Annotated in this window: 15 protein-coding genes; 13 read left to right on the top strand and 2 right to left on the bottom strand. The window is 74.6% G+C overall.

Annotation, left to right across the window (positions count from 1 at the left end; all coding sequences use genetic code 11):
* Positions 1-225: 225 nt before the first annotated feature.
* The 6 genes from J2S55_RS46760 to J2S55_RS46735 are packed head-to-tail and all read left to right on the top strand — an operon-like array spanning position 226 to position 16280.
* Positions 226-7143 carry a non-ribosomal peptide synthetase gene (locus J2S55_RS46760; RefSeq protein ID WP_306875120.1) on the top strand — a complete coding sequence of 2306 codons (6918 nt, stop codon included), beginning with the start codon at positions 226-228 and terminating at the stop codon, positions 7141-7143.
* Entirely contained in the window at positions 7140-12785 is a 5646-nt protein-coding gene (locus tag J2S55_RS46755) for a non-ribosomal peptide synthetase (RefSeq protein WP_306875119.1), read from the top strand. Before J2S55_RS46760 ends, J2S55_RS46755 begins: the two co-directional genes overlap by 4 nt.
* Complete coding sequence (locus J2S55_RS46750) at positions 12782-13960, top strand: saccharopine dehydrogenase NADP-binding domain-containing protein (RefSeq protein WP_306875117.1); 1179 nt, start codon at positions 12782-12784, stop codon at positions 13958-13960. Before J2S55_RS46755 ends, J2S55_RS46750 begins: the two co-directional genes overlap by 4 nt.
* The gene (locus J2S55_RS46745; protein ID WP_306875114.1) at positions 13957-15084 is read left to right on the top strand and encodes a Gfo/Idh/MocA family oxidoreductase; all 1128 of its coding nucleotides are present in this window, start codon (positions 13957-13959) and stop codon (positions 15082-15084) included. Before J2S55_RS46750 ends, J2S55_RS46745 begins: the two co-directional genes overlap by 4 nt.
* Positions 15081-15860 (top strand): thioesterase II family protein, encoded by a 780-nt coding sequence (locus J2S55_RS46740; protein ID WP_306875113.1) that lies wholly within the window; start codon positions 15081-15083, stop codon positions 15858-15860. Before J2S55_RS46745 ends, J2S55_RS46740 begins: the two co-directional genes overlap by 4 nt.
* A 39-nt stretch (positions 15861-15899) precedes the next feature.
* Complete coding sequence (locus J2S55_RS46735) at positions 15900-16280, top strand: nuclear transport factor 2 family protein (protein ID WP_306875111.1); 381 nt, start codon at positions 15900-15902, stop codon at positions 16278-16280.
* A 218-nt stretch (positions 16281-16498) separates the two neighbouring features.
* Here the strand turns inward: J2S55_RS46735 and J2S55_RS46730 are convergent, their stop codons facing one another.
* A complete protein-coding gene (locus J2S55_RS46730; RefSeq protein WP_306875108.1) occupies positions 16499-17215 on the bottom strand; it encodes a methyltransferase in 717 nt (238 codons plus the stop codon).
* A gap of 83 nt (positions 17216-17298) precedes the next feature.
* Between J2S55_RS46730 and pdxH the strand changes: the two genes are divergently transcribed.
* The 4 genes from pdxH (at position 17299) to J2S55_RS46710 (ending at position 21475) form a co-directional block, all read left to right on the top strand.
* Positions 17299-17949 (top strand): pyridoxamine 5'-phosphate oxidase, encoded by a 651-nt coding sequence (gene pdxH, locus J2S55_RS46725; protein ID WP_306875106.1) that lies wholly within the window; start codon positions 17299-17301, stop codon positions 17947-17949.
* A 22-nt stretch (positions 17950-17971) separates the two neighbouring features.
* Positions 17972-19585, top strand: a complete 1614-nt coding sequence (locus J2S55_RS46720) for a (2,3-dihydroxybenzoyl)adenylate synthase (protein WP_306875104.1) — start codon at positions 17972-17974, stop codon at positions 19583-19585.
* Positions 19582-20748 carry a 3-deoxy-7-phosphoheptulonate synthase gene (locus J2S55_RS46715; RefSeq protein ID WP_306875102.1) on the top strand — a complete coding sequence of 389 codons (1167 nt, stop codon included), beginning with the start codon at positions 19582-19584 and terminating at the stop codon, positions 20746-20748. The genes J2S55_RS46720 and J2S55_RS46715 overlap by 4 nt, the downstream gene beginning before the upstream one ends.
* Positions 20749-20842: 94 nt before the next feature.
* The gene (locus J2S55_RS46710; RefSeq protein WP_306875100.1) at positions 20843-21475 is read left to right on the top strand and encodes a DUF2461 domain-containing protein; all 633 of its coding nucleotides are present in this window, start codon (positions 20843-20845) and stop codon (positions 21473-21475) included.
* 3 nt (positions 21476-21478) lie between these two features.
* Here the strand turns inward: J2S55_RS46710 and J2S55_RS46705 are convergent, their stop codons facing one another.
* Positions 21479-22465, bottom strand: coding sequence for a helix-turn-helix transcriptional regulator (locus J2S55_RS46705; RefSeq protein ID WP_306875099.1), 987 nt, complete (start codon positions 22463-22465; stop codon positions 21479-21481).
* A gap of 231 nt (positions 22466-22696) precedes the next feature.
* Between J2S55_RS46705 and J2S55_RS46700 the strand changes: the two genes are divergently transcribed.
* The 3 genes from J2S55_RS46700 (at position 22697) to J2S55_RS46690 (ending at position 24684) form a co-directional block, all read left to right on the top strand.
* Positions 22697-23122: a VOC family protein gene (locus J2S55_RS46700; protein ID WP_306875098.1), complete on the top strand. Its 426-nt coding sequence runs from the start codon at positions 22697-22699 to the stop codon at positions 23120-23122.
* Between the two features lie 159 nt (positions 23123-23281).
* Positions 23282-23578, top strand: coding sequence for an aldo-keto reductase family protein (locus J2S55_RS46695; RefSeq protein WP_306875097.1), 297 nt, complete (start codon positions 23282-23284; stop codon positions 23576-23578).
* A 5-nt stretch (positions 23579-23583) separates the two neighbouring features.
* Positions 23584-24684: a winged helix DNA-binding domain-containing protein gene (locus tag J2S55_RS46690; protein ID WP_306875096.1), complete on the top strand. Its 1101-nt coding sequence runs from the start codon at positions 23584-23586 to the stop codon at positions 24682-24684.
* Positions 24685-24829: the final 145 nt, after the last annotated feature.

Below are 24829 nucleotides of genomic sequence, written 5' to 3'. Positions count from 1 at the left end.
GGCACCTCGAAATAGGTGGTGAATTATTTCCGACGGGCCCGTGGATGGGGCCGAACGGATATACCGTTCACATTGTCGCAGGACACGGCGGCGCCTTCCGTGACTTAGGCAAGCCATACTTAATCACATATCGGCTACCCTGCCCGCCCGCTTTCCCCGGCTCAGGTCATTCCGTTGATTGCCTGTTCTCCGAGGCCCGTGTCAGGGTGATTCGCTATGTGGGACATGGCGACGCGGCGACACGATCTGACCGTTCAGGATCGCATTCATCGCCCGGAGGATCTGGAACGCACGCTGGCGGAGGCCACCGGGCGCCCGTGCCGTGTGCTGCAGCCGATCTCCGGCGGCGGCCTGCTGCTGACGGCCGAGACGGAGCGGGATCTCCCGCCTGCTCGGCTGGCCGAGCTCGCCGGCCGGATGCGCGCCGCCGTGGCCGAGGAGCACGAGGTGGTGGCCGAGACCGTCGTGCTTGTCGCCCCCGGGCAGCTCGGCCCGGACACCGGGGACGGGCCAGGACGCGCCGCCCTGCTCAACCGCTACCGCCACGGCGAGATCGAGGTGCTGCGGGCCGACTCTCTCTCCCCCGCGCCCCGGCCCGCCGCGGGGGAGTGGGCGGCGGGCACCCCCGGCCGGACGCCCGCCCCGGCCGGCGCCGGGCCGCTGACGCCCGACGCCGTCCGCCTGACCGTCGCCGCCGTGCTCGGCATGGACCCCGCGGAGCTGGGCGACGACGACGACCTGGTCCGCCACGGCCTCGACTCCATCCGCACGATGCAGCTGGCCGGCGAGTGGCAGCGCGGGGGCGCGGAGGTCAAGTTCGCCGACCTTTTCGACCAGCCCACGCTCGCGGCCTGGTGGGCGCTGCTGTCGGCCCGCACGGGCGGGCAGCGGCCGGCGCCGGAGGCGGTGCCGGAGGTGGACGAGAGCGCCCCGTTCGGACTCACCCCCGTGCAGCACGCCTACTGGATCGGCCGCCAGGACCGCCAGGTGCTCGGCGGCGTCGGCTGCCACTTCTACGCCGAGTTCGACGGCGCCGGCGTGGACGCGCCGGCGCTGGAGGAGGCCGTCCGCGCGCTGCTGCGGCGGCACGCGCTGCTGCGCACGCGCTTCCTCGACGACGGCACCCAGCAGATCCTCGACCGCAGCCCGTGGCCCGGCCTGACCGTGCACGACCTGCGCGAGCAGCCCGCGGAGGCGGTCGCCGGACGGCTCGCCGCGCTCCGGGAGAGGCTCTCCCACCGCCGCCTGGAGGTGGAGCGCGGCGAGGTGTTCGACCTGTGGCTCACCCTGCTGCCCGGCGGCGCCCACCGCCTGCACGCCGGCTTCGACCTGCTCGTCGCCGACGTGCGCAGCATCCAGATCATCCTTGAGGACCTGGCCGCTCTCTACTCCCGGCCCGATGACCCGCTGCCCCCGCTCACCTACGGATTCCCCACCTACCTCGCCGAGCAGGAGGCCCGGCGCCGGCAGGACCGCCGTACGGACCGGGAGTACTGGCAGGAGCGCCTCGCCGACCTGCCGGCCGGTCCCCGGCTCCCGCTGGCCGTCGAGCCGGAGCGGGTCGAGCGGGTGCGCGTGGTCCGCCGCGACCACTGGATGCCGCCCGAGGTGCGGCAGCGGCTGGCCGAGCGGGCCCGCGGGCACGGCCTGACGCTGCCGATGGTCCTGGCGACGGCGCTCGCCGAGGTGGTGGGCGCGTGGAGCGGCCGGCCCCGCTTCCTGCTCAACCTCCCGCTGTTCGACCGGCAGACGCTCCACCCCGACGTGCCGCGGATGGTCGCCGACTTCACCAACCTGCTCCTGCTCCAGGTCGACCTGTCGGAGGAGATGTCCTTCGCGGACCGGGCCAGGACGCTGCAGAGCCGCTTCCAGGCCGACGTCGCGCACTCGGCGTACTCGGGGGTGGAGGTGCTCCGGGACCTCAGCCGCGGCCGCCGCGCCGGCCAGGTGACCGCCCCCGTGGTGTTCACCAGCGCCGTCGGCATGGGCGACCTGGTGGGCGCCGACGTCCAGAAGAGCCTGGGCGACCTCGGCTGGATGCTCTCCCAGACGCCCCAGGTGTGGCTGGACCACCAGGTGGTCGAGGTGGCGGGCGGGCTGCAGTTCAACTGGGACGCCGTCGAGGAACTGTTCCCGGCGGGTGTGCTGGACGGGATGGCCGGAGCCTTCTCCCGCCTGCTCGGCTGGCTGGACGGGGACGGCTGGGACGGGCCCGTCCCCGACCTCCTCCCCCAGGAGCAGCATGCGGTCCGTGGCCGGGTCAACGACACCCGGGGGCCGGTGCCGCCGGGACTGCTGCATTCGCGTTTCTTCGCCCTGGCCGCGGCGGAGCCGGAGCGGACCGCGCTGGTCCGGGACGGCGGCGCCCTGACGTACGGCGAGCTCGCCGGCCGGGCGCTGCGGGTGGCGGCCTCGCTGCGCTCGCGGGGCGTCGGGCCGGGTGACGCCGTGACCGTCTCCCTGCCGAAGGGGGCCGACCAGATCGTCGCCGTGCTCGGCGTGCTGGCGGCCGGCGGCGTCTACGTGCCGGTGGGCGTGGACCAGCCGCGGGCCCGCCGGGAGCGGATCGCCGCGCTGTCGCGGGCGGTGGCCTCCGTCGACGACGTGGCCGCCCTCTGCGGCGACGACCGGCTGGTGGGGCCGGTGGAGGTGGATCCGGGTGCGCCGGCGTATGTGATCTTCACGTCGGGGTCGACGGGTGAGCCGAAGGGTGTGGAGGTGTCGCATCGGGCGGCGTTGAACACCGTGGTGGATGTGGGTGAGCGGTTCGGGGTGGGGGCCGGTGATCGGGTGCTGGCGCTGTCGGCGCTGGACTTCGACCTGTCGGTGTGGGACGTGTTCGGGCCGCTGTCGGCGGGCGGCGCGCTGGTGCCGGTCGCCGAGGACGAGCGGAAGGACGCGGCCCGCTGGGCGGAGCTGGTGGCGGCGCACGGGGTGACGGTGTGGAACACGGTCCCGGCGCTGCTGGACATGCTGCTGGTCGCGGCCGAGACCACGCCGGGAGCGCTGGACGGCCTGCGGCTGGCGATGGTCTCGGGCGACTGGGTCGGGCTGGACCTGCCGGGCAGGCTGGCCGCGGCGGCGCCGGGCTGCCGGCTGGTCGCCCTGGGCGGGGCGACGGAGGCGGCCATCTGGTCCAACTTCTCCGACGTGCCGGTGACGGTGCCGGCGCACTGGACGTCGGTCCCCTACGGCAGGCCGCTGACCAACCAGTGTTTCCGTGTGGTGGACGCCAGGGGGCGGGACTGTCCGGACTGGGTGCCGGGTGAGCTGTGGATCGGCGGGGCGGGGGTGGCGCTGGGCTACCGGGGTGATCCGGAGGTCACGGCGGCCAAGTTCGTCGAGCGTGCGGGGGTGCGCTGGTACCGGACCGGTGATCTGGGCCGTTACTGGCCGGACGGCACGTTGGAGTTCCTCGGCCGGGCCGACCACCAGGTGAAGGTGGGCGGCCACCGGATCGAGCTGGGGGAGGTGGAGAGCGCGCTGGCGGCGCACCCCGAGGTGGGCCACGCGGTGGTCACCACGGTGGGCGGCGCGGCCCGCCGCCTGGCGGCGCTGGTGACGGCGCCCGGCGGCACCGTCCCGGCGGGGCTGCGCGACTGGCTCGCCGGACGCCTGCCGCCCTACATGATCCCCGAACGGTTCGCGGCACTGCCGGAGCTGCCGCTCAGCGCCAACGGCAAGGTCGACCGGGAGGCCGTGCGGGGCATCCTCGACGGGGAGTCCGCCGGGCGCGCCGAGCCGGCCGTGCCGCCGCGCGGCGCGACCGAGACGGCCGTGGCGGAGATCTGGGCCGAGCTGCTCGGACTGCCCGCCGTGGGCCGGGACCAGAACTTCTTCACCCTCGGCGGGGACAGCTTGCTCGCGACGCGGCTGATGACCAGGTTGCGCGCGGCGGGCATCGGGGGCGCGGAGCTCTCCCGGCTGTTCGAGACACCGGTCCTGGCCGACTTCGCGGCCACCCTCGACCCCGGCGGCTCCGCCCCCGCGCAGCGGACGCTGACACCCGACCCCGCGCACCGGCACGACCCGTTCCCGCCGACCGACGTGCAGCGCGCCTACTGGGTCGGGCGGACCGACGACTTCGCGCTGGGCGGCGTGGGCTGCCACTTCTACACCGAGTACGACGTCACCGGGGTCGACCTCGCCCGGCTGGAGGAGGCGTGGAACCTGCTCATCCGGCGCCACGAGATGCTGCGCGCCGAGTTCCTCCCCGACGGCCGCCAGCGCATCCTGCCCGAGGTGCCGAGATTCCCCATCCCGGTCACCGACGTGCCCGGCGCCGACGGCGACCGGGCGGACCAGGCCCTGGCGGAGCTGCGGGAGGCCATGTCGCACCAGCTCATCGACGCCACCCGGTGGCCCCTGTTCGACGTGCGGGCCGTGCGTTACGCCGGGGACCGCACCCGCATCGGGATCAGCTTCGACAACATCATCCTCGACGCGCTGAGCTCGATGACCGTGCTGCGGGAGCTGGAGGCCCTCTACGCCGACCCCGGCGCCGAACTGCCCCCGGTCGACATGTCCTTCCGCGACTACGTGCTCGGCGTCCGGCCCGACCCCGCCTCACTTGAGAAGGCGCGGGCGTACTGGTCCGACCGGGTGGCCGAGCTGCCCCCCGCCCCCCAGCTCCCGCTGGCCGCCGACCCCTCGCGGATCGGCCGTCCCCGCTTCGTGCGGCGCCAGGCCCGCCTGTCGCCCGAGCGGTGGCGGGCCGTCAAGGAGACCGCGAGGAAGCACGCCCTCACCCCCTCCACCGTGCTCGCCACCGCCTTCGCCGAGGTGCTGGGGGCGTGGAGCGCGCGGCAGGACCTGACGATCAACCTCACCCTCTTCGACCGCAGGGAGGTCCACCCCGACATCGGCAACGTCCTGGGCGACTTCACCTCCCTGCTGCTCGTCGCCTACCGGCCCGCCGCCGGGGAGACCTGGCTCGACAGCGCCCGGCGCCTGCAGCGGCAGGTGGTCGCCGATCTGGAGCACAGCGACGCCTCGGCCATCTGGGTCATGCGGGAGCTGGCCAGGCGCACCGGTTCGGCCGAGGTCTCCATGCCGGTGGTGTTCACCAGCACGCTCGGCGTGACGGGCGACGACCCGTGGGACGCCGGCGCGCGGCTGTTCGCCGAGCCCGTCTGGGGCGTCTCCCAGACCCCCCAGGTGTGGCTGGACCACCAGGTTGTGGAGTCGGCGGGCGGGCTGCTGTTCAACTGGGACGCCGTCGAGGAGCTGTTCCCGGCGGGCGTGCTGGACGGGATGTTCGGCGCCTTCGCCGAGATGCTGGAGTGGCTGGCCGGGGGCGCCTGGGACGCGGTGGCGCCCTGCGCGGTGCCGGCGGGTCAGCTCGTGGTCCGCGCCGAGGCGAACGGCACGGCGGGGCCGGTGCCCGAGGGGGCCCTGCATTCGCGTTTCTTCGCCCTGGCCGGGGCGGAGCCGGAGCGGGCCGCGCTGGTCCGGGACGGCGGCGGCCTGTCGTACGGCGAGCTCGCCGGCCGGGCGCTGCGGGTGGCGGGATGGCTGCGCTCGCGGGGCGTGGGTCCGGGCGACACGGTCGCGGTGACGGTGCCCCGGGGCACGGACCAGTACGTGGCGGCGCTGGGCGTGCTGGCCGCCGGGGCGGCCTACGTCCCGGTGGGCGTGGACCAGCCCCCGATCCGCCGGGACCGGATCTACCGGCGGGCCGGCGTGCGGCTGGTGCTGACGGGCGACCCCGGGATCTCCCCGGACGGCGTGGAGCACGCACCGGTGACGGCGGCGGTGGCCGACGGGACTCCCCTGGTGGGGCCGGTGGAGGTGGATCCTGGTGCGCCGGCGTATGTGATCTTCACGTCGGGGTCGACGGGTGAGCCGAAGGGTGTGGAGGTGTCGCATCGGGCGGCGTTGAACACCGTGGTGGATGTGGGTGAGCGGTTCGGGGTGGGGGCCGGTGATCGGGTGCTGGCGCTGTCGGCGTTGGACTTCGACCTGTCGGTGTGGGACGTGTTCGGGCCGCTGTCGGCGGGCGGCGCGCTGGTGCTGGTGGAGGAGGAGGACAGGCGGGAGGCGCACCGGTGGGCGGAGCTGGTGGCGGCGCACGGGGTGACGGTGTGGAACACGGTCCCGGCGCTGCTGGACATGCTGCTGGTCGCGGTGCCCGAGGGGCTGCCGCCGGGTCTGCGGCTGGCGATGGTCTCGGGCGACTGGGTCGGGCTGGACCTGCCGGGCAGGCTGGCCGCGGCGGCGCCGGGCTGCCGGCTGGTCGCCCTGGGCGGGGCGACGGAGGCGGCCATCTGGTCCAACGCGTTCGAGGTCACCGAGGTGGATCCAGGGTGGCGGTCGATCCCCTACGGGTTCCCGCTGCGGAACCAGTGTTTCCGTGTGGTGGACGCCAGGGGGCGGGACTGTCCGGACTGGGTGCCGGGTGAGCTGTGGATCGGCGGGGCGGGGGTGGCGCTGGGCTACCGGGGTGATCCGGAGGTCACGGCGGCCAAGTTCGTCGAGCGTGCGGGGGTGCGCTGGTACCGGACCGGTGATCTGGGCCGTTACTGGCCGGACGGCACGTTGGAGTTCCTCGGCCGGGCCGACCACCAGGTGAAGGTGGGCGGCCACCGGATCGAGCTGGGGGAGGTGGAGAGCGCGCTGGCGGCGCACCCGGGCGTGGAGCACGCGGTGGTGACCGCGGCCGGGCACCCCACCCGCCGACTGGCCGCGCTCGTGGTGGCCGCCGGCACCGGCCCGGAGGAACTGCGCGACTGGCTCGCCGGGCGTCTGCCGCCCTACGCCGTGCCGCCCACCATCACGATGCTCGACCGCCTGCCCCTCAACGCCAACGGCAAGGTGGACCGCGGGGCGCTGGCGGAGCTCGCCGGACGGGACGGGCAGGGGAGTGACGAGGACGCGCCGCCGTCCGGCCCCGTCGAGGAGGCGCTGAGCCGGATCTGGTGCGGGCTGCTCGGCCTGGCCCGGGCCGGCAGGCACCAGAGCTTCGTGGCCCTCGGCGGCGACAGCATTCTGGCGGCCCGCCTCGCCGAGGAGATCCGGGCCGGGTTCGGCGCCGAGCTGGCCCTGCGGGAGATCTTCGCGGGCCCGACCGTCGCCGAGCAGGCGGCCCTGATCGAGCAGCGGACCGAGACCGAGACAGCGGCCTTCGAGGAGGGCGACATATGACCGAGCGGACCGAGCGCACCGACAGAGACGGCGCCGCGGCCGTGCGGCCGGAGGAGCCTGTGCGGGCGGAGGAGCCGGCGCGGCCGGAGGAGACCGCGCGGGTGGAGGAGACCGCGCGGGCCGGAGAGAGCGCGCGGCCGCCGGAGCCGGGCGGGACCGGGGCGGGGCGGGGCGTGAGCGCCGGACGGCTCGTCGCGGAGCTCGAACGCCAGGGGATCCAGCTCTGGGAGGAGTCCGGGCGGCTCCGCTTCCGGGCGCCGCAGGGCGTGATGACCGATGAGCGGCGGGCACTGCTGTCGGCCCACAGGGGCGCCCTGCTCGACCACCTGCGCCGGCCCGGCCCGGAGCTGACCCCCGCACCCGGGGAGCGGCACGAGCCGTTCCCGCTGACCGACGTCCAGGCCGCCTACGTCCTCGGCCGCAGGGACGCCTTCGACTACGGAGGCACGGCCTGCCAGGTCTACGCCGAGCTGGCCTTCCCCGACCTGGACCCGCCCCGGCTGGAGGCCGCCTGGCGCGCCCTGGTCCGCCGCCATGACATGCTGCGGGCGGTCGTCCACGTCGACGGCTACCAGCAGGTGTCGGCCGAGGTCCCGGACTACCGGATCGAGGTGACGGACCTGCGCGGCGAGCCCGCCGGACGGGTGAGCGCGCACGTCGACGGGGTCCGCGCCGAGATGGACCACCGGGTCTACGACGCCGGCGCCTGGCCGCTGTTCGAGCTGCGCGTCACGCGTGCCGACGGACGGGCGCTGCTGCACGTCTCGATCGACTTCCTGATCGCCGACTACCTGAGCATCCAACTGCTGCTGACCGAGCTCAAACGGCTCTACCTCGATCCGGAGCACGTCCTGCCGCCTCTGGAGATCAGCTTCCGCGACTACCTGCTCGCGGCCCGCCGGCTGCGCGACGGCGCCGCCTACGAGCGTGACCGCGACTACTGGGAAGGGCGCGTCGAGGAGCTGCCGGGGCCGCCCGAGCTGCCGGTCCGCGACAACGCCGCCGCCGGGGCCGGCCGGAGCTTCACCCGCCACCGGATGACCCTCGACGCCGGGGAGTGGGACCGGTTCCGGAGCAGGTCGGGCGCCCACGGCGTGACCCCGTCCACAGCGGTGCTGGCCGCCTACGCCGAGGTGGTGGCCAGGTGGAGCCGGCGTCCCCGGTTCTCGCTGAACCTGACCCTCCTCAACCGGCAGCCGCTCCATCCCCAGGTGGGAGGGCTGGTCGGCGACTTCACGACGGTCAGCCTGCTGGCCGTCGACGGCGGTTCGGACGCGACGTTCCACGGGCGGGCCCGCGCGCTGCAGGAGCGGCTCTGGGAGGACCTCGACCACCGGCTCTACTCCGGCGTGGAGGTCATGCGGGAGATCGCCCGCCGCCGCGGCCGGGGCGCCGCGCTGATGCCGGCCGTCTTCACCAGCACGATCGGGCTCAGCGACGAGGCGTCGGGCCACGAGGGCATGCGCGGCCTGGCCGAGGTGGTGTACGGCAGGAGCCAGACGCCGCAGGTGTGGATCGACTGCCAGGCGGTGGTCGAGGGCGGGGCGCTGGAGATCAGGTGGGACGTGCGGGACGGGGTGTTCCACGACGGGGTCGTCGAGGACGCCTTCGGCGCGCTGGAGGGGCTGCTGCGCGCCCTGGCCGCCTCGGACGGGCCGTGGGAGAGCGCCTGCCCGGTCGGGCTGCCCGCCGTACAGGCCGACCGGCGTGAGCGGGTGAACGCGACCGCCGCTCCGTCGCCGCGCGGGCCGCTGCACGGGGAGGTCGTCGCCCAGGCGCGCCGCGCGCCCGGCAGGGCGGCCGTCGTGACGGACGGGCGGACCCTCACCTACGGCGAGCTGCTGGCCAGGGCGGCGGGCGTGGCCCGGACGCTGAGGACCCGGGGGTTCGCGCCGGGCGACCTGGCCGCGGTCATGATGGACAAGGGCTGGGAGCAGGTCGTCGCCGTGCTCGGCACGCTCCTGGCCGGCGGCGCCTACCTGCCGGTCGACACCGGCCAGCCGCCCGCCAGGCGCGCGCGGATCCTCGCCGACGCCGGCGTCCGGCACGTGCTCACCCAGTCGTGGGTCCGCGACCGCCCGGAGGGGGCCCGGCTCGTCGACGTCGACCTCCTCCCGCCGTCGGAGCTCCCGCCCCCGGAGTCGGAGGCGGACCCGGGCGACCTGGCCTACGTGATCTACACCTCGGGCTCGACCGGCGACCCCAAGGGAGTGATGATCTCCCACCAGGCGGCCCTCAACACCGTGGCCGACGTCAACCGGCGCTACGCGGTGACGGAGGAGGACCGCGTCCTCGGCCTGGCGGGGCTGGGCTTCGACCTGTCGGTCTACGACATCTTCGGCCCCCTCTCCCTGGGCGGCGCCCTCGTGCTGCCCGACGCCGCGGGCCGCGGCGACCCCGCGCACTGGGCCCGGCTGATCGCCGAGCACGGCGTCACGGTCTGGAACTCCGTGCCCGCGCAGCTGCAGATGCTCGACCACTACCTGGGCTCCCAGCCGGAGATCGACCTGCCGTCACTGCGGCTGGCGATGCTCAGCGGCGACTGGATCCCCGTCGCGCTGCCCGACCGGGTCCGGGGACGCCTGCCGGGCCTGGAGCTGGTCAGCCTCGGCGGCGCCACCGAGGCGGCGATCTGGTCGATCCACCACCCGATCGGCGAGGTCCGGGACGGCTGGCGGAGCATCCCGTACGGCACGCCGCTGGCCAACCAGACCTTCCACGTCCTCGACGAGGCCCTGCGCCCCTGCCCCGACTGGGTGCCCGGCGAGCTGTACATCGGCGGCGCGGGCCTGGCGCTGGGATATCTCGGCGACGAGGAGAAGACCGCCCAGCGTTTCATCCGCCATCCCGCCACCGGCGAGCGCCTCTACCGCACCGGCGACCTGGGCCGCTACCACGGTGACGGCACGATCGAATTCCTCGGCCGGGCGGACCGGCAGGTCAAGATCCGCGGGCACCGCATCGAGCCGGCCGAGGTGGAGGCGGCGATCCAGTCCCACCCGTCGGTCGCGGCGGCCCACGTCCTGGTCGACGGCACCGGCATGGAGCGCAGGCTGGCCGCCTTCGCGGAGCCGGTACGGCGGGCCGCCGCCGGCGGCGACCCGGCCCCGGAGCTGGCCGCCGCGGCCGCCGCGGCGGCCGGCCCGCACACCGCCCACATCGACCGCGCCGAGCTCATGGAGTTCATCGGCAGGCTCGACCGGGCCGCGGTGCTCGGCATGATGTGGGCGCTGCGGCGGCAGGGCCTGTTCGGCTCCACCGAGGAGACGGTGACCACCGAGGAGGTCCTGACCGCGACCGGGGCGGCGCCCCGCCATCACCGGCTCGTCCGGCGGTGGCTGCGGGTCCTGGAGCGCGAGGGCCTGGTCCAGGACGACGGCGACGGCCTGCGCGCCCTGCGGGTGATCGAGGCCGGCGACCTGGCGCTGGCCTGGCAGGCGGTGGCCGAGCTCCAGCGCGAGGACAGCTACAAGGCCGTGCTCATCGACTATTTCAAGGACAGCACCGAGCGCCTGCCCGAGCTGCTCCGCGACGAGCTGGACCCGCTGCCCCTGCTGTTCCCCGAAGGCCGGCTGGAGATCTCCGAGGCGGCCTACCGGGAGAACATCATCAGCCGCTACGTCAACCACGCCGCCATCGAGGTGCTCCGCGGGATCGCCGCCCGGCACGACGGCCCCCTGCGCGTCATGGAGGTCGGCGCGGGCGTCGGCGGCACCAGCGCCCAGATGATCCCCGCACTGGCCGAGTTCGACGTCGACTACCTGTTCACCGACGTCTCGCCGTTCTTCCTCAACGAGGCCCGTGAGCGGTTCGGTGACCGGCCCTGGGTGCGCTACGGGCTGTTCGACCTCAACGAGGACTACCGCGAGCAGGGCTACGCCCCCAACGACCGCGACGTCATCCTGTGCGCGAACGTGCTGCACAACTCCCGGCACGCGGGCCGGGTGCTGGCCCGGCTCCGCGAGATGCTGCGGCCGGGCGGCTGGCTGGTCTTCATCGAGACCACCAAGGACAGCTACCAGATCATGACCTCGATGGAGTTCATGATGCCGGACAAGGACCCGCGCAAGTGGGACTACGAGGACCTGCGCAGGGGACGCGACCGGACCTTCCTGGACCGCGGGGAGTGGCTGGGGCTCCTCGCCGAGGCCGGTGCCGACACCACCCTGTGCCTGCCGGGGCCGGACGACGTCACCGGCCCGCTCGGCCAGAACGTCTTCGCCGCCCGGTTCAAGAGCGACCGAGCCCCTCTCGACGTGGCCGGCCTCACCGGGCACCTGGCCGACCGGCTGCCCGAACACATGATCCCCGGTCACACGCAGGTCGTGGACGCCCTGCCGCTCACCGCGAACGGCAAGGTCGACCACGCGACGCTGCGCTCCTGGCTGCCCCGCGCGGCGTCCGGGCGCGCCACGGCGGGCGGCAGTCCCCGTGACGACCTCGAACGCCGGCTCGCGGCGGTGTGGGCGGAGGTCCTGGGCCTGGCCGAGGTCAACCGGGAGGAGGACTTCTTCGAGCTCGGCGGGGACTCGCTGGTCGTCGCGAAGCTGGCGGCCCGCCTGCGCGAGGAGGTGGCCGAGACCCGGGAGCTGTTCTGGGACGACCTGGTCCGCCAGATCCTGCACCGGCCCACCGTGGCCGCGCTGGCCGAGCACGTCCGGCAGGCGCACGCCGAGGAGGCTCCCGGCGCCGGCGGCGAGACCTCCCCGCTGATCCCGCTCGGCGGCGCGGAGGACGGGGGCGACGGCGCCCTGCGCGTGCTCGTCCACGAGGGCAGCGGCACCCTGGCGCCCTACCGCGCGCTGGCCCGGCTGATGGCCGCCAAGGGCGGGCCGCTGACCGGCCTGGCGATCACCGAGGTCGAGCGGTATCTCGCCGAGGAGCCCGAGGGCCTGATCGACCGGCGCGCCGCCCGGTACGCCAGGTCGCTGCTCGGCACCGGCTCCACCCGCTTCCACGTCGTGGGCTACTGCATGGGCGGCCTCCTGGCCACCGAGGTCGCCCGCCACCTCACCGAGGCGGGCGCCGCCGTGGAGAGCCTCACCGTGATCAGCAGCTACACCCTGCCGCGGATCATCGAGGACGAGCTGGTCGTCGAGTACGTCTTCGCCCGCGTGATGGGGATCGACCCCGCCGACGCCGGCTACCCGGGTGACGAGGCCGCCATGTCACGGGTGTTCGAGTCCCTGCTCGGCCAGGACCCCGACCGCGTGCCCGCCGGCCTCGTGACCGGGCTCACCGGGGACCCGGCCCTGGAGTCGGCCGCCGCCGCCTTCCGGCGGCTCGCCGGGCGCCCCCAGCGGGAGCGGCTGGCCGCGATCGGCCGCGCCGCCGCCGCGACCCGGTCCGACCCCGAGGTCGAGCGGCATGTGAGCTCCCTTTTCCGGGTGGTACGGCACAGCCTCCTCGCGGTCGGCACGCACACCCCGGAGCCGTACGCCGGGGACATCACCTTCCTGCGGCAGCTCGGCGACACCCGCTTCCTGCCGTGGCTGCGCGACGACATGACCGGTCTCTGGCGCGAGCTGTGCCTGGGCGACCTGGAGGTGGTCGACATCCCCGGCGACCACTTCACCTGCCTGCAGCCGCCCAACGTCGACGAGGTGGCGACCTTCCTGTCCACGGCTCGGGCGGCGCGATGAGCGGCGACCGCCGGGCACCCGTCGTCGGAGTCCTCGGCTGCTACGGGGCCGTGGGCGGGGCGGTCGTCCGCCGCCTCCGGGGAGCCGGGGCGGGCCCGCTGCGCCTGGGCGGCAGGGACCTGGGCCGGGTCCGCGCGCTCGCCGCGGCCCGGACCGGGGCGGACGCGGCCGTCGCCGTCGACATCCGCGACGCCGCGGCGCTCGCCGCGTTCTGCGAGGGCTGCCACGTGGTGGTCAACTGCGCGGGGCCGTCCAGCCGGGTCCTCGACACCGTGGCCCGCGCCGCGCTGGCCGCCGGCGCCCACTACGTCGACGTCGCCGGCGACGCGGCCGTGCGCGACCGTCTGTCGGCGGGCTCCGCGGCCCGCCCGGACCGGGATCAGGCGGGGCGGGAGCGCGGAGGGTGGGAGCGCGCCGGGCGGGTCGTCATCCTCTCGGCCGGGATGATGCCCGGCCTGTCGGCCCTGCTGCCGAGGCATCTCGCCGGGCAGGGATTCGACCGGGTCGACCGCCTGACCGCCCACGTGGGCGGCGTCGACAGGTTCACCCCGGCCGCCGCGCTCGACTACGTGGCCTCGCTGTCCGGCGGGTACGCGACGCCGCTGGCGGTCTGGCGGGGGCACCAGGTGATCCCCGGCGCGTCCAGGCCCCGGCACGGCGTCGAGGTGCCGCACTTCCCCGGCCGGGTCAACGCCTACCCCTACCTCAGCGCGGAGGCCGAACGGCTCGCCCGCTCGCTCGGCATCGCCGAGGTCGAGTGGTCGAGCGTCTTCGACGGGGAGCTGACGCTCGCCGCGCTGGCCCGCCTGCCCGAGCTGGACCCGGACGCCGCGGCCGACGAGCTGGTGCGGGCCTCGCGCCTGGAGTCCCTCGGGCGCACGCCGTACTTCCAGATGGTCTTCGAGATGGCGGGGGAGACGGGAGGCCGGCCGGTCACCCGGACGCTCCTCGCGCGGGCCGCCGACAGCTACGAGCTGAGCGCGGCGGCCGCCGTGCCGGCGGTCGGGGCGGTCCTGCGGGGGCTCGTCCGCCCGGGACTGCACGAGGCGGCCGACGTGCTCGACGCCGGCGCCGTCTTCCAGGCCCTCCTCGACGACCCGGCGGTCACCCGGCTGGAGATCGTCGACGGCGCGGCGCGGGCCGCGGAGATGGAGATGGAGGAGGGAGTCCTGTGAGCCGACGGCCACGTGTCATCGTCTGCGGCACCGGCTTCGGACGGGTGCACCTGGCGGCACTGGCCAGGCCCGGCGTGCCGTTCGAACTGGCGGGGGTACTGGCCAGGGGCGGCGAGCGCTCGCGGCGCTGCGCGCGGCAGGCCGGGGTCCCGCTGTACACGCGGGTGGCGGAGGTGCCGGACGGCGTCGACCTCGCCTGCGTGGTGCTCCTGGGCGAGGTCAACGGCGGCCCGGGCAGCGCCGTCGCGGCCCAGTTCATGTCCCGCGGCGTGCACGTGCTGCAGGAGGGGCCCCTGCTCCACGACGAGCTCGCCGCCTCGCTGCGCGCGGCCCGCCGGGAAGGCGTCTTCTACCAGGTCAACACGCACTACACGCACCTGCCGCCGGTACGCAGGTTCACGGCCGCCGCGCGGGTGCTGCTGGCCCGCCAGCGCCCCCTGTTCGTCGACGCCGTCTGCGGCGTCCAGGTCTCCTACAACCTCTTCGACATCCTGGGTCGGGCCCTGGGCGGGCTGCGGCCGTGGCGGTTCGCCGACCCTCCGGACGTGCCGGAGGAGATCCGCCGGCTGTCCGACGTCGAACCGCCCTTCCGCACCCTCACCGGAGTCCTGGCCGGGGTGCCCCTCACCCTGCGGGTGCAGAACCAGCTGAACCCGGCCGACCCCGACAACCACGCGCACTTCCTGCACCGGATCACCCTGGGGACGGAGGGGGGGACGCTCACGCTGGCCAACACCCACGGGCCGGTGCTGTGGTCCCCCCGCCCGCACCTGCCCGCGCAGGCCAGGCTGCTCGCCACGCTGGACGGCGCGGCCGACGAGCACCTCGACTTCCCCAGCAGTGCGCCGATCGGGCCGGCGCGGGCGCCCAGCTACCGCGAGATCCTCGGCGACATGTGGCCGGCGGGGGTCGAGCGGGCCCTGCGCGCCACCTGGGAGGCGCGGCGCGATGGGGTCGATCCGCTCCGCGACGGCCAGTACCACCTCTCGGTCTGCAAGGTGTGGCAGGCGATGGCGGGGGCACTGGGTTTCCCCGAACGCCTGCTCGGCCCGGCGCCCCGCCCGATCTCCGCCGACGAGCTGATCTCCGCCATGAGATCGCAGCACGAGGAGCTGCTCACATGACGATCATGACGACCGAGATGCGCGACCGGTGGCTGCGGTGCCAGCGCGCCGATCCCGCGCCGAGACTGCGGCTGGTGTGCTTCCCGCACGCGGGCGGCGCGGCCGGCTTCTTCCGGACCTGGGCGGGGCGGCTGCCGTACGGCGTCGAGCTGTACGCGGTGCAGTATCCCGGCCGCCAGGACCGCATCGGGGAGGAGCCCGCCGCGGACATGGACGGGCTCGCCGGCCCGGTCGCGGCGGCGCTGGAGGAGTTGCCGGACGTGCCGATCGCGCTGTTCGGTCACAGCATGGGCGCGGCGGTGGCGCACGAGGTGGCACGGCGGCTCGAAGAGCGCGGGAGGGGTCCCCTGGCCGGCCTCGTCGTCTCCGGACGGCCCGCGCCGGACCGCCTCAGGGCCGCCGGGGTGCACCTCGGCGGTGACGCGGCCCTCCTGGCCGACCTGCGCAGGCTCGGCGGGACGAGCGAGGAGACGCTCGCCGACCCCGCGCTGCGCGCGCTCGTCCTGCCCACGCTCCGCGCCGACTACCGGCTGGTCGAGACCTACGAGCCGCGGCCCGGCGCGCCGATCCGGACGCCGATCTGCGCCTGCCTCGGAGACGCCGACCCCGAGGTCGACGTGGACGAGGCGGCGGCGTGGGCCGACCAGACAGCCGGGGCCTTCGGGCTGCGCGCCTTCCCCGGGGACCACTTCTATCTGGTCGCCCACGAGGGCGAGCTGGTCAGGGAGGTGCTGCGCCACTGCCGCCTGTCCGACCCGTGGCCGTCGGCTCCGTGACACGTCATGACCCGTGACCCCCTACGAGAGGAGACCACAGTGGATGCCAAGGCGATCGAGAGGGAACTGCTCGCCCTTGAGGAGCAGGGCTGGGCGGCGATATCGGTGGGGGACGGCGACTTCTACCGCCGGCTGGTCACCGACCGGACGCTGTGCGTCGAGCCGGACGGCCTGCAGACCGGGGCGGAGCTCGCCGACGACATCGACGCCAGCAAGTCGCCCTTCGACGACTACGCGCTGCACGACGTCAAGGTCGTGCCGCTCACCGACGACAGCGCGGTCATCACCTACCGGGCGGCGGTGAGCCTCAAGGAGGGCGGCGTCGCCTTCCAGCTCTACATGAGCAGCGCCTACGTCCGCCGCGACGGCGCGTGGAAGCTCGCCTTCCACCAGCAGACGCCGGTGAAGCAGGACGGCTGAGCCGCCGGGGCGTCCCCGCCGTCGGCGGCGGGGGCGCCCCGGGGGAATCTCCGTCCCCGGGAATCCGCCGTCCCGGGGAATTGCCGGGGACGTCCCGGAGTTTTCCGCGATCGCGCCTCTCCGGCCGTCCCCGCCGATATTCCGGACGGCGGCGGCGCTTTTCCGTCGCGCCGCCGTCACCGGTCGTTCTCATGGACGGGAAGGAATTCCTCCGGCATTCATCGGTCCCGGAGGAATTCGACGAGCTGGTAATTTATCTCCCCTTCCGGGGCCGCGCAGCGGGCCGCCCGGAGAACGGCCGGCCGCCAGCCGTGCCGGGCGGCGATCTCGCCGATCCGCGCCGGGTTCCCGAGGTCGGTGAAGCCGAGCATCAGGCGCCCGCCGGGGTTCAGATGGCCGCCGGCGTCGCGCAGGAAGGCGTCGTGCGCGACGTAGCCGGGGTCGAAGAACGCCCGCTCCAGGTCGTCGGCCGTGCCCTCGTCCGAGGGCGCCTCGACGAAGTTGGAGTTCCAGTAGATCAGGTCGAAGCGGTCGCCGGCCTCCAGCGGGGCGAACATGTCCCCGCAGGCCACGCGGACGCGGTCGGCGACGCCGTGCCGTACGGCGTTGAGCCGGGTGTTGTCGGCGGCGGCCCGGCTCATGTCGATCGCGGTCACCGCGTCGCATCCGCGCAGGGCGGCGGTGACGGCCACGTAGCCGGTGCCGCTGCCGATCTCGCAGAGGGAGCCGTGCACCGGGTAGGGGATCCACTCGGCGTACAGCGCCGAGGACTGCGACAGGTGCGGGGCGTAGACGCCGGGAAGAAGGTCCCAGTCGAGGCCGAGCAGCCGGAAATTCCGCCGCAGCGTGATTTCCCGGTGGCGGGCGAGAAGATTTCCGGCGGCCTGCCGGGCGCGAGCATTCATCGTCTCTCCGGTCTCTGATCGACGTTGCATTAGATAATTATAGGCATTAGCGTTTAAATCATGCCACGCACGGCATATGACTATAAAATTTGTAATGGTGGATGGAGAGGCCGATGTCGACGACCACCGATCTCATCCGGCTGGGCGCCTCCTGCAGAAGGGACGGGATCGACCCCGAGAGGCTGGAGCGCGACCCGCTGGCCCAGTTCCGGAGCTGGCACGAGGAGTGGCTGGGCACCGGCCCGGCCGCGGGCCGGGCGGCCGTGCTCGCCACGGCGGACATCCACGGCCGTCCGTCGGCGCGCTGGATCGACCTGGCCTACGTCGACCACGGATTCGTGTTCTTCACCAACTACGGCAGCCGCAAGAGCGCCGACCTGGCCGTCAACCCGCAGGCCGCGCTCTGCTTCGGCTGGCTGGAGGTGGGCCGCCAGGTGCGGGCCGAAGGCGGCGTCGCCCGGCTCACCGACGTCGAGTCCGACGCCTTCTTCGCGGGTCTGCCCCGCGGTGTCCAGCTGCTGTCCTGGGCCAGCGACCAGCGCCGGGTGGTGGGGGACCGGAGCGTGCTACAGACGCAGCTGGCCCAGGCCGGCGACCGCTTCTCGGGACAGGAGGTGCCGCGCCCCGTCCACTGGGGCGGCTACCGGCTGACCCCCGAGGAGGTCGAGTTCTGGCAGCGCCGGACCGACGAGGTCCAGGACCGCTTCCGCTACCGCCGGGAGATCGCCGGTGACGGCTGGCGGAGCGTGCGGATAGCCCCATGAGGCCCTGAGGAGGGAGAAGCCGATGATGCCCGGATGTGTGGAGTGGCCGGAAGAGGTGGCCGAGCGTTACCGGAGGGAGGGCTACTGGCGCGGCGAGACGCTCGGCGACCTGCTGCGCCGCCTGGCCGGGACCCACGGCGCGAAGACCGCCCTGGTGTCGGGGGACTCGCGCTGGAGCTACGCCGAGCTCGACGCGCGCGCCGACCGCCTCGCGGCGGGCCTGCGCGAGCTCGGCGTCGGCCGCGGCGACCGCGTGCTGGTCCAGCTGCCCAACATCCCGGAGCTGGTGTTCCTCTGCTTCGCGCTGTTCCGCGTCGGGGCGGCGCCGGTCCTGGCCCTGCCGCCCCACCGGCACAGCGAGATCGGCCCCCTGGCCGAGGCCGCCGGCGCCGTCGCCTACGTCGTCCCCGACACCTGCCAGGGCTTCGACCACCGGGAGCTCGCCCGGCAGGTGCGGGCCTCGACGCCCTCCCTCCTCCACGTCATCGTCGTCGGGGATCCGCAGGAGTTCACGGCCCTGGCCGACGTCGAACGGGATCCCGTGCCACTGGCCCCGCCGGATCCCGGGGACGTCGCGCTGTTCCTGCTGTCGGGCGGGACCACCGGCCGCTCCAAGCTCATCCCGCGCACCCACGACGACTACGTCTGCAACATCCGGGTGAGCGCGGAGAACGCGGGCCTGAACGAGACCTCGGTGTATCTGGCCGCGCTGCCCGTCGCGCACAACTACGCGCTCGGCTGCCCCGGGGTCCTCGGGACGCTGCACGCGGGCGGGACGGTCGTGCTGACGCCGACGCCGAGCCCCGACGACGCCTTCGCGTTGATCGAGCGCGAGCGGGTCACCGTCACCGGTCTGGTCCCCTCACTCGCCCAGCTGTGGGTGGAGGCGGCGGGCTGGTCCCGGCAGGACCTCTCCAGCCTCCGCCTGGTCCAGGTCGGCGGCGCCGCGCTCTCCGGCGAGCTGGCCCACCAGGTGGGCGGGACGCTGGGCCGGCTCCAGCAGTCCTTCGGCATGGCCGAGGGCCTGCTCAGCCAGAGCCGCCCCGACGACCCCAGGGAGGTGCTCGTGTCCACCCAGGGCAGGCCGCTCACCCCCGCCGACGAGGTGCGCGTCGTCGGCAAGGACGGCCGTGACGTCCCCAGGGGGGAGGTCGGCGAGCTCCTGGTCCGCGGCCCCTACACCATCCGCGGCTACTACCGGGCGCCGGAGCACAACGCCGCCGCCTTCACCTCGGACGGGTTCTTCCGCAGCGGCGACCTCGCCCGGCTGACGGACACCGGCCATCTCGTCATCGCCGGCAGGGTCAAGGACGTGATCAACAGGGGCGGCGACAAGGTGCCCGCCGAGGAGGTGGAGGACCACCTCCTCGCCCATCCCGAGGTGCACGCCGTGGCGGTGGTCGCCATGCCCGACCCGCTGCTGGGGGAGCGGACCTGCGCCTACATCGTCCCCCGCGGCGGCGCGCCGAGCCTGAAGACGATCCAGACGTTCCTCCGCAAGCGGGGAGTGGCCGCCTACAAGGTCCCCGACTGGGTCGAGGACGTCTCCGCCCTGCCGTACACCCCGGTGGGCAAGGTCGACAAGGCCCGCCTGCGCGCCGACATCGCCCACCGGCGGGGCGGCAGGCGGCCGTGACGGCGCTGACGCCGGGGCACGCGCCCCAGCAGCCCGACTGGAGCGACCCCGACCTGCTCGACGAGGTCAGGCGGCGGCTGGCCGCGCTGCGGCCGCTGGTCACCGAGGAGGAGTGCGCGCGGCTGGCGGAGTCGATGGGACGCGCCGGCGACGGCCGGGCGCTGGTGCTCCAGGGAGGCGACTGCGCCGAGCGGTTCCGCGAGTCGAACCCGTGCGACGTCGGCAGGAAGCTCGACCAGCTCTACCACCTGGCCCGGGGGCTGGGCGCCGCCGCCGGCGTCCCGGTCGTGCCGATCGGGCGACTCGCCGGCCAGTACGGCAAGCCGCGCTCCGAGGCGTGGGAGCGGGTCCCCGACGGAACGGTCATGCCCGCCTACCGAGGTGACGCGGTCAACAGCCCGGACGCCGACCCCGGCGCCCGCTTCCCCGACCCGCTGCGGCTGCTGCGGGCCTACGAGTGCGCCGAGCGGGTGCTCGCCACCGTGCGGGCCTCCTGGGAGGGGCGGGAGGCCGTCGAGCGGGCGCACGTCTCGCACGAGGCGCTGCTGCTGGACTACGAGCATCCCCTCGCCAGGCAGGGGAGCGCCGGGCGGTTCGCCTCCTCGGCGCACTCGGTCTGGATCGGCGACCGCACCCGCTCCGCCGACGGCCCGCACGTGGCGTTCGCCGCCTCGATCACCAACCCGATCGGACTGAAGATCGGCCCATCGATCCGCCCGGCGGACGCCGTACGGCTCAGCCGCCTGCTCAACCCGGAGGCGGTCCCCGGCCGGCTGACCTTCATCGTGCGGATGGGCAGCGCGCGGATCCGGCGGCTGCTGCCGGAGGTCGTGGGCGAGGTCGCCAGGCGGGGCACCCCGGTGGTGTGGCTGTGCGACCCCATGCACGGCAACACCATGCGGATCGGCACCGGCCGCAAGACCCGGCCCATGGGGGCGGTCCTGGAGGAGGTCGGGGCGTTCGTCCGAGTCCTGCGCTCCCTGCGGCGGCACCCGGCGGGACTGCATCTGGAGATGACGCCCGAGGACGTGACCGAATGCGTGCCGACCCCGCTCCCCTTCTCCGCGCTGCCTCCCCTGTCGCGGTACCGGACCGCGTGCGACCCCCGGCTCAACGCCGAGCAGGCCGCCGAGGTGGTCGAGCGCTTCGTGAGCGTGCTGTGAGGGCGGGCGTGCCGCGGGCGTGACGACGGGCGTGCCGCGGGCGTGACGGGGAAGAGGGGCGGAGAAGAGAAGAAGGGGAAAGGGAAGGAGCGGCATGGGTTTCGACGGCATTCCGGCCAGGGCGTTCGCCTTCTACGAGGGGCTGGCCGCCGACAACTCGCGCGACTACTGGCACGGCCACAAGGAGGTCTACGAGGGCTCCGTCCGGGAGCCGCTGCTCGCGCTGCTCGACGAGCTCGAGGAGGAGTTCGGGCAGGCCAAGCTGTTCCGGCCGCAGCGTGACACCCGGTTCGCCAAGGACAAGTCGCCCTACAAGACCTACCAGGGTGTCACGGTCGGCGCGGGCGGGAGCGTCGGCTACTACCTCCAGCTGGAGGCCGACGGACTGTTCCTCGGCGCGGGCTTCCACGCCTACGACCCCGCCGAGACCGCCCGCTACCGCGCCGCGGTCGACGACGGGCACACCGGCGGCGGGCTCGTCAAGATCACCGACCGTCTGGTCAAGGACGGGTTCGAGCTGGTGGGCGACCGGGTCAAGACCCAGCCCCGCGGCTACCCGGCCGATCACCCGCGCATCGAGCTGCTCCGCCACAGCTCGCTGGGGGCCGAGCGCCGCGTGCCCAGATCGAAGGCGCGGGGGCGCGGGGCGCTCACCGAGGTCCGCGACGGCTGGCGCCACCTCCGCCCGCTCGTCGACTGGCTCCTCGGTCACGTCGCCAAGGGATGAGTCTCAGGCCGCGGCGTCGGCGTAGCGGCGGGCCAGGTGCGCGAAGGCGTCCTTGAGCTCGGCCGGGCCGACGACCTCGATGTCGGCGTCGAACCTGCCGATGGCGGCGGCCAGGCCAGGCCATGACCACGAGCCCAGGACGAGCCGGCAGCGGTCCGGGCCGAGTTCCTCGACGATTCCGTCTCGGGTGTAGCGGGACACGGCGGCGGCGGGCAGGTCGAGGATCACCTCGCCGCGGCAGGGCCAGTCGCCGGAGCCGTCGGAGCCCCGGAACCTGCCGGCCACGAAGGCGGCCACCTCACCTCCGGGCAGCTCGCGCGGAGTGAAGCGGGGACCCGTGGGGGTGCGCGGGGTGATCCGATCGGCACGGAAGGTGCGCCAGTCCTCGCGGTCGAGGTCCCAGGCGACGAGATACCAGCGCCCGCCCCAGGTGACGAGGTGGTGGGGCTGCGCCCGGCGCGGCGGGGCCTGCACGCCGTTGTCGTCCACCTCCGGCGGGGACGCGGGGGCGTAGTCGAAGCGCAGCACCTCGCGGGCGTGGAGGGCGGCGCTGAGCGCCATGAGCACGCCGCTGTCGACCTGTGGGGCCGGCCTGAGGTCGGGCCGTTCGACGGCGGTGACCTGGAAGGTGTCGATCCGGCGGCGCAGCCGTGCGGGCATGACCTGCCGGACGGTGTTCAGCGCGCGCGCCGCGGCCTCCTCGATGCCGGCACCGGTGGTGGCGGCGATCTGGAGCGCGACGGCGAGGGCGACCGCCTGCTCGTCGTCGAACAGCAGCGGGGGCAGTTCCGTGCCGGCGTCGAGCCGGTACCCCCCGTCGGGGCCTTTGGTGGTCAGTATCGGGTAGCCGAGCTCGCGCAGGCGGTCGACATCGCGGCGCACGGTGCGTGGGCTGACCTCCAGCCGCTCGGCCAGTAGCGCCCCCGGCCAGTCCCGGCGCGCCTGGAGCAGGGAGAGCATTGACAGCAGTCGCGCTGATGTCTTCGGCATGACGCCAATCTTGCCCCAAGAAGCGGCCACAACCTGGCCGCTTCTCCTGCGACTGTGGTCACCCGGCAGGGCCGGGCGGGCCGATCCTCGTGACCGTCGTCAGGCGGCGGGGGCACCGAGCTCCCGCTGTCACAGCGGACCGGCCCCGCGGCCGACGCGCCCTGCCGGCCGCCGGACCTGGATGCGCGGGACTGCCCGAACAAGATCGATCGAGAGACGAAGGAGCCGATCATGTCCGTCAACGCCGTGACCCACCTGAACTTCCGAGGTGACGCCCGCGCGGCACTCACGTTCTACCAGTCCGTGTTCGGCGGGGACGTGATCACGATCACGTACGAGGACGCCGGGAACGTCCAGGACCCGTCCGAGGCGGACCAGGTGATGTGGGGCCAGGTGGCCTCCGGCGGCGGTTTTCGCGTGATGGCCTACGACGTGCCCTCGCACCTGCCGTGGAACCAGGGCGAGAACGCGTTCTTCATTTCGCTCCGCGGCGAGACGGCCGAGGAGGTCACCGCGTACTGGGGGAAGCTCTCCGGCGGCGCGACCGTCCTGCGGCCGCTGGGACCCGCGCAGTGGGCGCCCCTCTACGGAATGCTGAAGGACCGGTTCGGCGTCACCTGGGTCGTGGACGTCGTCAGCGGATACGACGCCTCCTGACCACCGGAGCCCGGCCGGCCGGCACCCGCCGCCCGGCCGGCGCTCCGGCGGAGGCGTCCGGCGACGGCCTTTGCCCGCCGGCCGGTGGCAGGCCGCAGCGGCCGGTCCGGCCGGCGCTGCCGGCTCCCACCGGAGCGACACACAACTCGAAGGAAGGACGTGGCAGTGAGGATTCGCGCGCTGGGCCGGACCGGGATCCAGATCGGCCCCCACCGCCCGGGCACCATGATGCCCGGACCGGCCGGTGACACCGGCCGCGACGACCGCGTGCGGATCATCCACCGGGCCCCGGACCCGGGGATCGACCCCGTCGGCACCGCCGACGTGTACGGACCCCACGGGGAGTCGGAGGAAGTCGCGGGCAGGGCCCCGAAGGGCCGACGCGACGACACCGTGCCGGCCGTCACCCGCGCGGCGCCACGCCGACGGTCGGCCGACGAGCGCGCCGCGGCGTGACCCCGATGACTGTTCTCGACACCCGGGCGCTCAACCGCGCGACGCTCGCCCGGCAACTGCTGCTCGACCGCGCCGACATGCCGGTCCTCGACGCCGTCGCGCACCTGTGCGGCCTGCAGGCGCAGGAACCGCAGGAACCGTTCGTCGGGCTCTGGTCCCGGCTGCGCGCGTTCGACCCGGCGGCGCTCTCGGACCTGCTGACCCGGCGGAGCGTGGTGCGGACCCACCTCATGCGCCGCACCGTCCACCTCCTCACCGCCGACGACGCCCTGGCCTGGCGGGCCCGTCACGACACCATGCTGCGCCAGCGGGTGCTCGGGACCTACCGCCGCGAGCTCGCCGGGGTGGATCTCGACGAGCTCGCGACGGCGGGCCGGGCGGTGATGGCCGACGACGAGCCCCGCTCGATGGCCGAGCTCGCGCGGGCGCTGGCCGGGCGCTGGCCGGCGCCGGGCCCGCGGGCGCTGGGCGAAATGCTGGTCGCCGCCCTCGTCCCGATGGCGCAGCTGCCACCGCGCGGGCTGTGGCGCACGAAGGCGGGGGTGCGCAACGTCCTGCTCTCCTCCTGGCTGGGGCGCGAGATCGACCCGCCGGCCCCGGCGGGCTCCGATCCGGTGGGCGGAGCGCTGGTACGGCGCTATCTGGCCGCGTTCGGCCCCGCCGCCGCGGCCGACCTGCGCGCCTGGTGCGGCCTGGCCGGACTGCCGGCCGCGGTGGCCGCGGTACGCGAGGAGCTGGTCACCTTCCGCGACGAGCGAGGCCGGGAACTGCTGGACCTCCCCGACGCGCCGCGCCCGGACCCCGACACACCCGCCCCGGTGCGGTTCCTGCCGGCGTTCGACAACGCGCTCCTCGGTTACCACGACCGCAGCCGGATCGTCGACGACGCCCACCGCGGCCTGTCGGTCGCCGGCGCACGCGTGGTGCTGGTCGACGGCCGGGTGGCCGCGACCTGGGACGTCAGGGCCGGCACCGTGACGGTCACCCCGCTGCGCCGCTTCTCCCGGGCCGACCGCACCACCGTCGCCGAGCAGGGGCGGGCGCTGGCGTCGTTCCTGTCCGACGACGACAGCCACCGCGTACGGATCGCCGCGTCTCCCCACTGAGCGACACACCCGCGGACCGCTTCCCCCGGGCCTGGGCCCGGACGGCGCGCTCCGGCTCACGCTGTGGCAGGGCCCGCACGGTCAGCGGGTCCGGCGCTGCGCGTCGATGCCGTGCCCGGCCCATGCGCGACGTCGGCGGCGAGAG

It is taken from the genome of Streptosporangium brasiliense, assembly GCF_030811595.1.
In the GTDB taxonomy this organism is placed as follows: Bacteria; Actinomycetota; Actinomycetes; order Streptosporangiales; family Streptosporangiaceae; genus Streptosporangium; species Streptosporangium brasiliense.
Note: the sequence above shows the minus strand (reverse complement) of the source record. Positions and strands in the feature narration are given on the sequence as shown.